This is a genomic window from Streptomyces sp. RKAG293 (assembly GCF_023701745.1).
In the GTDB taxonomy this organism is placed as follows: Bacteria; Actinomycetota; Actinomycetes; order Streptomycetales; family Streptomycetaceae; genus Actinacidiphila.
This window is the reverse complement of the sequence record NZ_JAJOZB010000001.1, coordinates 9,110,596-9,119,197: the sequence shown is the minus strand read 5'-3', so window position 1 is coordinate 9,119,197 and position 8,602 is coordinate 9,110,596. Positions and strand designations below refer to the sequence as shown.

Here is an 8,602-nt window from a genome sequence, read left to right as displayed (position 1 = left end):
GCCGTGCCTGAGGTGCTTGCCGTGCCGGGTGTGCGGCGCAGGTGCGGTGGCTGTTGTCAGTGAGGTGACTGTCGCCGGTGCGACGCCTGCGCCGGCACGGCCGGTGCCGCCCGCGCGGTGGGGCGGGCCGGCACGGCAGGTGTCGCCCGCGCGGTGGGCGGGCGGGGCGGGTCAGATGTCGCCGGTGTGCGATTTCAGGATGGCCAGTTGGAGTTGCTGGAGCGGGTAGCCCGGGTCCGATCCCGATCTCCGCCGCGAGCCGGACCCGCAGGTCGCTGAAGACCTCAGCGCCTCCGCGCGGCGTCCGCTCAGCGCCAGGGCCCGCATGTACTGGCGTGCAGCCCTCGTGGAGCTGATGCTCGCTGGTGAGCCGACCAGTTGGGCCGTGACCTCACGGTGCATCCCCTTCCTGATGCGTGCTTCGCTCAGTACGCCGATGGCGCCCAGCCGGGACTCCTCCAGCAGGCGGCGTTTGGCCTCGATGACCGGGCCGCCGGCACGTCCGCCAGGGCGTCGCCCCGCCATAGCTCCAGGGCCTGTTCCATGAGCTGGATGCCCGAGCGGTCGTCGCCGGCGGCGATCGCCTTGCCGCCGCGGTCGGTCAGGCCTGGAAGTCCAGCCAGTCCACCGGGCCGCACGCGCTGGTGAAGCTGTATCCGCCGGCCCGGGTCACCAGCGTGTCGCGGCGATGTCGGCCGACGGTCTGCCGGTGAGCTGCGCGAGGAGCTTGCGGCAGTTGAGGATGTAGGTCTGCAGGTCCGCAGCCCGGTCGCCGGTGGCCGCTCGTTCCACAGATCGCGCATCAGCGCGGGCACCGGGACCACCTGGTCGGTGTGCAGCAGCAGCATGGCCAGCACCGTGCGGACCTTCGGGGCGACCGCGACGTCGGCGGCCGATCCGGCGACCGCGATGCGCAGCGGGCCCAGCACCCCGAATTGCACGGGGCTACTTTCCTTATCCTTCTCATACAAGAAGCCGCGCTGCGGCAATTTGTCCGTCGGATGCTTGGAAACGTACACAGATACCCCCGTGGTGTGGACGCCCAGGCCGATCCGGCCGTCCGAAACTCAACGTGGTTTCAACATACGCATCGAATTCTCGATTCCTAGGGCGAAATTCGGCCATGTATACGTGAGGGAACTCGCGGCGAGGTCGAAGTCCGGTCGCGTGGAATTTCTCTTCAGTTGCACACGGCCGCGGACGGTTCCGCGCACCGGTAATTCTCTTCAGTTGCACACCGGTTGCCCACCGGGGGCGTGTCGAATTTTTACTATACGTTTCCCGTGGGGATGGTAGCGCAGTTCCTCCGCCCCCCACGGGGGTTCAGGAATTTCGCCTTCCGGGCTGCTCCGGGCGGCGCTCCGGCGTCCTGGTCTGGTGTTTGAACGTTTGTCGGGCGTTTCTTGTACAGCGCTTGCGAGGCTTCGGAACGTGCCGGGGGGAGAAATCGCTCCGCGGTGTAGCGGATGAGTTACGCCGTTGCGGCCCATTCGTCCTGCAGGACCCCCGAGCTCCCGACAAGGAGTGCCTGATGGTGCGATCCGCTCTTCCCGGTACCTCATTGCGATTGGCCAGACTGTCCGGACACGGGGATGGCCGCCTCCTCCTCGTTCCCCTCGATCATTCCGTTTCCGACGGGCCGATCGCCACGCCCGGCGGATTCGACAACCTGGTGCGTGACATCGTCGCCGGCGGGGCGGACGGAATCGTGGTGCACAAAGGGCGGGCCCGGCAGATCGACCCCCAGCTGCTGGCGTCGTGTTCGCTGCTGGTGCACCTGAGCGCCAGTACCGCCCACGGCCCGGACACCGATGCCAAGGTTCTGGTCGGCGACGTCGAGGAGGCGTTGCGGCTGGGGGCGGACGCGGTGAGCGTCCACGTCAACATCGGGTCCGTCACCGAGGGCGCCCAGCTCGCCGACCTGGGGCGGTGGCGGCCGCGTGCGGCCGGTGGGGCATGCCGCTGCTCGCGATGATCTACCCGCGCGGGCCGCGGATCACCGCACCCATCGCGCCGCAGCTGGTGGCGCATGTGGCGAACATCGCCGCGGACCTGGGCGCGGACCTGGTCAAGACGGTGTTCGCCGGATCCGTCGAACAGATGGCCGAGGCGGTTGCGGCCTGCCCGGTCCCGGTGCTGGTCGCCGGCGGCCCGGACACCCGCCAGAGCCTTCCCGACTTCGCCCGCACCGCGCTGGGGGCCGGCTGCCAGGGCCTGGCCGTGGGACGGCGGATCTTCACCGCCCCCTCGCCCGCGCAGGCGGTGCGCGAACTCGCCGACATCCTCCACCCCCGCTGACCGCGACGCTCCCCCTCCCTCTTCCCCTCCCGTCCTCACGATTGACAGGTGTGCTGTGAAGCTCAGTTGGATCGACATCCGCACCGTCGGCTCCGCGAAGCAGGCCATCCTCCAGGAGGCGCTGCACGCCCGGGTGGACGGCATCGTGGCCGACCGGCCCGACGACCTCGCCGGCCTGCCGCCCACCGTCCAGAAGATTCTCTTCCCGCAGGGCGGGGCGCTGCCCGAGGACTTCGGCGCCGCCGACATCGTCGTGGTCGACCCGGCCAAGCACGGCGAGCCCGCCGAACTGGCCGCCCGCCACCCCCAGATCGAGTTCGGCGCTTCGTGGAGATCACCGACGCGGCCACGCTGGAGGACGCCTGCCGCAGCGGGCGCACCGAGAAGTGGAGCGTGCTGCTGTTCCGGGACCCGACGAAGATCCCGCTGGAGATCGTGATCGCGGCCGCCGCGGCGGCCGAGGGCAGCCTGATCACCGTCGCGGCGGACGCCGAGGAGGCGGCGATCATCTTCGGGGTGCTGGAACTCGGCTCGGACGGGGTGATGATGGCACCGTCCCGGGTCGGGGATGCCACCGCGCTCAAGGCCGCGGCCCGCACCACCGTCCCCGACCTGGACCTCGTCGAGCTGGAGATCACCGCGACCGCGCATGTGGGGATGGGCGAGCGGGCCTGCGTGGACACCGCCACCTACTTCCGCCAGGACGAGGGCATCCTGGTCGGCTCGCACTCCAAGGGCATGATCCTGTGCGTCAGCGAGACGCACCCGCTGCCCTACATGCCCACCCGCCCGTTCCGCGTCAACGCCGGCGCCATCCACTCCTACACGCTGGCCGCCGACGAACGCACCAGCTACCTCAGCGAGCTGAAGGCCGGCAGCAAGGTCACCGCCGTCGACATCCACGGCAGGACCCGGCTGGTGACCGTGGGCCGCGTCAAGATCGAGACACGCCCGCTGCTGTCCGTCGACGCCGTCGCACCCGACGGCCGCACGGCCAACCTGATCCTGCAGGACGACTGGCACGTGCGGGTCCTGGGCCCCGGCGGCACCGTCCTGAACAGCACCGAACTCAAGCCCGGCGACAAGGTACTGGGCTACCTGCCGCTGCAGGACCGCCATGTCGGCTACCCCATCAACGAGTTCTGCCTCGAGAAGTGATCCCCCGCGGTCCGGGGCCGGGGGCAAGCCCGCCCCGCCCCGGACCGCGCCCGGCCCGAAGGGAGGACGCCCCGTGAGCGCGACCCAGTTCACCGTCCGCGTGGATACCCCCGTGAGCCCGCACCGGTTCACCGTCCGGGTGATGCCCCCGTGAGCGCGACCCCGTTCACCGTCCGGGTGGATACCCCCATGAACGCGACCCCGTTCACCGTCCGCGGGATGCCTCATGAGCGCGCACCGGTTCACCGTCCGCGGGGATGCCCCGTAAACGCGCACCGGTTCACCGTCCGCGGGGTCGGCGCCGTGAGCGCGCACCGGTTCACCGTCCGGGTGGATGCCCCCGTGAGCGCGACCCCGTTCACCGTCCGCGGGGATGCCTCATGAGCGCGCACCGGTTCACCGTCTGCGTGGTCGGCGCCGGACCACGCGGCCTGTCCGTACTGGAACGGCTGTGCGCCAACGAGCGGGCATCGGCCGCGAAGACGGCGCTGAGCGTGCACGTCGTCGACCCGGCCCGGCCCGGCGCCGGCCAGGTCTGGCGCACCGACCAGCCCCGTGACCTGCTGATGAACACCGTCGCCTCGCAGGTCACCCTCTACACCGACGACTCCGTGGAGATGGCCGGGCCGGTCACCACCGGCCCCAGCCTCCTGGACTGGGCCCGCCGCCTGGCCGCCCTGGACCGCCTGCAGGAGATCCAGGGCGGGTACGACGACCGCACGCTGGCCGAGGCCCGCGCCCTGGGCGCCGACTCCTACCCCACCCGCGCCCTGTACGGGTGCTACCTCGAGGACGCGTTCCGCCGGGTGGTGGCCGCCGCGCCCGCGCACCTGAGCGTGACCGTGCACCGCTCGCGCGCGGTGGCCCTGGACGACGTCGGCGGCGAGCACGGCGGTCTGCAGCAGCTGACGCTGGCCGACGGCACCCGCCTGCCGCACTGCGACGCGGTCGTGCTGACCCTCGGCCATCTGCGCTCCACGCGAACCGAGGCCATCGCCCGGCAGGCGGAGCAGCTGCGGCTGACGCACCTGGCGCCGGCCAACCCCGCCGACGTCGACCTGTCCGTGCTGGCCCCCGGTCAGCCGGTGCTGCTGCGCGGTCTGGGGCTGAACTTCTTCGATTACATGGCGCTGCTGACCACCGGCCGCGGCGGGGTCTTCGAAGACCACCGCACCCACCTGCGCTACCGGCCCTCCGGCCGCGAACCGCACCTGATCGCGGGCTCGCGCCGCGGCGTGCCCTACCACGCGCGCGGCCAGAACCAGAAAGGTGTCACCGGCCGCCACACCCCCCGGCTGCTGACCCCGCACAGGATCGGGGAGCTGACGTGGCGTCACCAGCACGAGGACCGGCTGGAGTTCCTCGCGAGCCTGTGGCCGCTGATCGCCCAGGAGGTGGAGAGCGTCTACTACGAGACGCTCCTTCGCGCCCAGGGCCGCACCGCGCACGCCGCCGGCCTGGTCACCGCCTACCTGCGGGCCGCCGACGGACCCGAGCGCTGCGCGGTCCTGGACCGGTTCGCCGTCGCACCCCGCGACCGCTGGAGCTGGGAGAGCATCGCCCACCCCTTCGGCACCGACACCTTCAGCGGCCCCGCCGCGTTCCGCGAGCGCCTGTTGGCCCACCTGGCCGACGACATCCGCCGGGCGCGGGCCGGCAACGTGCGCGACCCGCACAAGGCGGCGCTGGACGTGCTGCGTGACCTGCGCAACGAGATCCGGCTCGTGGTGGACCACGCCGGCCTGGACGGCGACTCCCACCGCGACGAACTCGACGGCTGGTACACCGGCCTCAACGCGTTTGTGTCGATCGGGCCGCCCGTCTCCCGCATCGAGGAGATGACCGCCCTGATCGACGCCGGCGTCCTCGACATCGTCGGCAGCAACATCCGCGTCACCCTCGACCCCACCGGGCCCGCGTTCCTCGCCCACTCCCCCGCCGTGCCCGGCGCCGTCCACCGGGCCACCGCCCTGATCGAGGCCCGCCTCCCGGAACCCGACCTGCGCCACACCGCCGACCCGTTGCTGCGGCACCTGCTGGCCACCGGACAGTGCCGGCCCTTCCGCATCCCCGCCGCCTGCGGGCGCCTCTACGAAACCGGCGGCCTGGACGTCACCCGCCGCCCCTACCGGCTCGTCGACGCCCAAGGCCGCCCGCATCCGCGGCGCTTCGCGTTCGGCGTGCCCACCGAAGCCGTCCACTGGGCCACCGCCGCGGGCGTGCGCCCCGGCGTCAACTCCGTCACCCTCGGCGACTCCGACGCCGTCGCCCGCGCCGTGCTGGCCCTGTCCCCGGCCCGCCCCCACACCCACGACCACGACCCGCTGCCCGACCACGCTCCCGCGAACGGACGGCGCACCAACCACGCTCCTGCGGACGGCCAACTCACCGAACACGCTCCCGCGGAGGGACGGCGCACCGACCACGCTCCCGCGAACGGCCGGCTCAGCGACGGCGCTCCCGCGGAGGGACGGCTCAGCGACCACGCCTCCGCGAACGGACGGCGCACCGACCATGCTCCTGCGGAGGGACAGCTCACCGAGAGCACTCCCGCGGACGGACGGCTCACCGAGGTGACGACATGACCCGGCACCCGCACCCTCGACCACCGGCGGCGCCCACCGGGCCGGACACCCCGCAACCCGCATCCGGGACGGCAGCCGCGCCGGGTGCCGCGCCGAGCACGGCAGACGGCCGCAAGGCCGCGCCCGGATCGGGGCGGCGTCCGGAGCAGTGGCCGCAACGGGGCGGTGCCGGCAACGGCAGCCGCGGCGGGTGCCGCGCCGAGCACGGCAGACGGCCGCAAGGCCGCGCCCGGATCGGGGGCGGCGTCCGGGGTGGTGGCCGGGGCCGTGTCCGCAGCAGCGCCTGCGGCGGCGTTGGTCGTAGGGTCGGGGCAGGTGGCGCCCGTGGCGGCGGCGGACCCCGGAGAGCCGCCGGGGTTGGATGCGGGGTTGCTGTCTCCCGTCCGGGCGGGCACTCCCGCCGAGGCCGCGGTGTGCGACACCGCCTGGCTGCAGGCGATGCTCGACGCCGAAGCCGCCCTCGCCCGCGCCCAGGCCACCACCGGCACCCTGCCCGCGACAGCGGCGAAGACCATCACCGACGTCGCGCACGCCGACCGCTTCGACCTGACCGCCCTGGCCCGCGGCTCCCGGCTCAGCGCCAACCCCGTCGTGGGGCTGGTCAACGCACTGACCGCGCTGGTCGCCGCGCAGGACCCCGCCGCGGCCGAGTACGTCCACCACGGCTCCACCAGTCAGGACATCCTCGACACCGCGGCCATGCTCGTCGCCGACCGCACCCTGCGGATCATCCGCGGCGACCTCACCCGCGTCATCGACGCCCTGACCGCCCTGGCCCGCGAACACCGCGACACCCCCATGGCCGGGCGCACCCTGGCCCTGCACGCCGCACCCACCACCTTCGGCCTCAAAGCCGCCGGCTGGCGCCACCTGGTCAGCGATGCCCGGCTGCGCGTGGACCGGCTCCTCGACGGCAACCTGCCCTTCAGCCTCGGCGGCGCGGCCGGGACCCTGGCCGGATACCTTCCGCCCGGCCCCCGCCCCGCACCCGACGACCCGCTCAACCAGCTGGACCGGCTGGCCGACGCGTACGCCGGGGAGACCGGCCTGGCCCGGCCCGTCCTGCCCTGGCACACCCTGCGCACCCCCCTCGCCGACCTCGCCGCGGCCCTGGCCTTCACCACCGGCTCCCTCGGCAAGATCGCCATCGACGTGCAGGGCCTGACCAGGACCGAGGTGGCCGAGGTCACCGAACCCGCCGCCGCCGGGCGCGGCGCCTCCTCCGCGATGCCCCACAAACGCAACCCGGTCCTGGCGACGTTGATCCGCTCCGCGGCCCTGCAGGTCCCGGTGATCGCGGCCGGCCTGACCCAGTGCCTGGTCTCGGAGGACGAACGCTCCGCCGGGGCCTGGCACGCCGAATGGGCCCTGCTGCGCGAATGCCTGAGACTGGCCGGCGGAGCCGCGCACACCGCCGCCGAACTCACCGCGGGCCTGGTCGTCGACCCCGCCCGCATGCACACCAACCTGCACCTGACCGGCGGCCGGATCGTTTCGGAACGCCTGACCCGGACCCTGGCCCCACACCTGGGCGCCCGCACCGCGAAGGACCTCATCACCCGGGCCTGCCACACCGCCGAGAGCACCGGTACTCCGTTGGGCGCGATCCTGGCCGGCGCCCCCGAACTCCACGGCCTGCTCGACGCCGCCGACCTCGCGGACCTCCTCGACCCCACCACCTACACCGGAGCCGCCGCCGCCCTGGTCGACGCCGCCCTCACCACCCCACCCCCGCGCCCCGTCACCGGACCCACGCCCTGAGGGGAATCTGCCGCCATGGACGCCACACCCAGCCCCCCGCGCGGACGCCCGGCCCTGCACAGCCAAGGACTGGCCCTGCGCTTCGCCCTGATCATCGGCGACACCCTCCTCGCCGACGCCCTCCACGTGTCCTGCCTGCTCGACACCATCGCCGTGCACTTCCCCGAGACCCGCATCCTGATCGGCCTGACCCGGCTGCCCCCCGGCCTCGACGCCAGCGTCCTGTTGGAATACCGCGCCGAACACCACCCCACCGCCGCCACCGGCCCCCGCCCCGACACCCGATGGCAACGCGTCCTGCCCGGCCGCCCCGGCAGCCCCCAACAACGCGAACACCTCCTACGCGAGATCCTCTCCGCCCGCACCCCCACCCCCCACCGCATCCTCCTGCCCCCCGCACCGACCGCACTACGCCTCCGCGCAGCCGCGATCTAACACCCACCACCCACCCCCAAGCACCGGACCTGGCACCGCTCCGGGCGGTAGGCGGGGTGGCGGTCCTGGATCCGGCCGTGGCGCCGGTCTTGGCGGCAGGACGGGGTTCCGGTCATGGCGGGAGGCGGGGTGCCAGTCATGGCGGGAGGACGGGGTGCCGGTCCGGACGCCGGTCGTGGATCCGGTGGTGGCGCCGGTCGTCGGGGGCAGGCGGGGTGCCCGGCGCACGACCGCGCAAGGACACGCATCGCACTGGCAGGGGCCGGCCGAGCGGGAGTCCGCGGATTCCACGGCCGCGTAGCCCCGGCGGATTCCACGGCTCCGTAATCCCGCGCCGGCAGGCCGGTCAGGCCGGTCAGGCCGGT

The 8,602-nt window shown here is 73.2% G+C and carries 3 protein-coding genes and 3 pseudogenes; 5 read left to right on the top strand and 1 reads right to left on the bottom strand.

All coding sequences use genetic code 11. The features are described from left to right. Positions 1-171: 171 nt before the first annotated feature. Positions 172-545: pseudogene (locus LNW72_RS42220) on the bottom strand (BTAD domain-containing putative transcriptional regulator). A gap of 986 nt (positions 546-1,531) precedes the next feature. On the opposite strand from LNW72_RS42220, the pseudogene LNW72_RS40190 reads away from it, so the two are divergent. The 5 genes and pseudogenes from LNW72_RS40190 to LNW72_RS40170 all read left to right on the top strand — a co-directional run bounded on the left by LNW72_RS40190 (position 1,532) and on the right by LNW72_RS40170 (position 8,237). After that, a pseudogene (locus LNW72_RS40190) lies at positions 1,532-2,357 on the top strand (2-amino-3,7-dideoxy-D-threo-hept-6-ulosonate synthase). After that, positions 2,354-3,456, top strand: a pseudogene (locus LNW72_RS40185) (3-dehydroquinate synthase II family protein). Before LNW72_RS40190 ends, LNW72_RS40185 begins: the two co-directional pseudogenes overlap by 4 nt. Positions 3,457-3,836: 380 nt before the next feature. Next, positions 3,837-6,041: an FAD/NAD(P)-binding domain-containing protein gene (locus LNW72_RS40180; RefSeq protein ID WP_250979957.1), complete on the top strand. Its 2,205-nt coding sequence runs from the start codon at positions 3,837-3,839 to the stop codon at positions 6,039-6,041. Positions 6,042-6,410: 369 nt separating this feature from the next. Continuing rightward, positions 6,411-7,802, top strand: a complete 1,392-nt coding sequence (gene pcaB, locus LNW72_RS40175; protein ID WP_374117102.1) for a 3-carboxy-cis,cis-muconate cycloisomerase — start codon at positions 6,411-6,413, stop codon at positions 7,800-7,802. A 15-nt stretch (positions 7,803-7,817) separates the two neighbouring features. Further along, positions 7,818-8,237: a hypothetical protein gene (locus LNW72_RS40170; RefSeq protein ID WP_250973508.1), complete on the top strand. Its 420-nt coding sequence runs from the start codon at positions 7,818-7,820 to the stop codon at positions 8,235-8,237. The last annotated feature ends 365 nt before the right edge of the window (positions 8,238-8,602 follow it).

What these genes read in the sequence shown, in the direction of transcription:
- LNW72_RS40180 (WP_250979957.1), top strand. Translation starts at nt 3,837, where the DNA reads ATGAGCGCGCACCGGTTCACCGTCTGCGTGGTCGGCGCCGGACCACGC.
- LNW72_RS40170 (WP_250973508.1), top strand. Translation starts at nt 7,818, where the DNA reads ATGGACGCCACACCCAGCCCCCCGCGCGGACGCCCGGCCCTGCACAGC.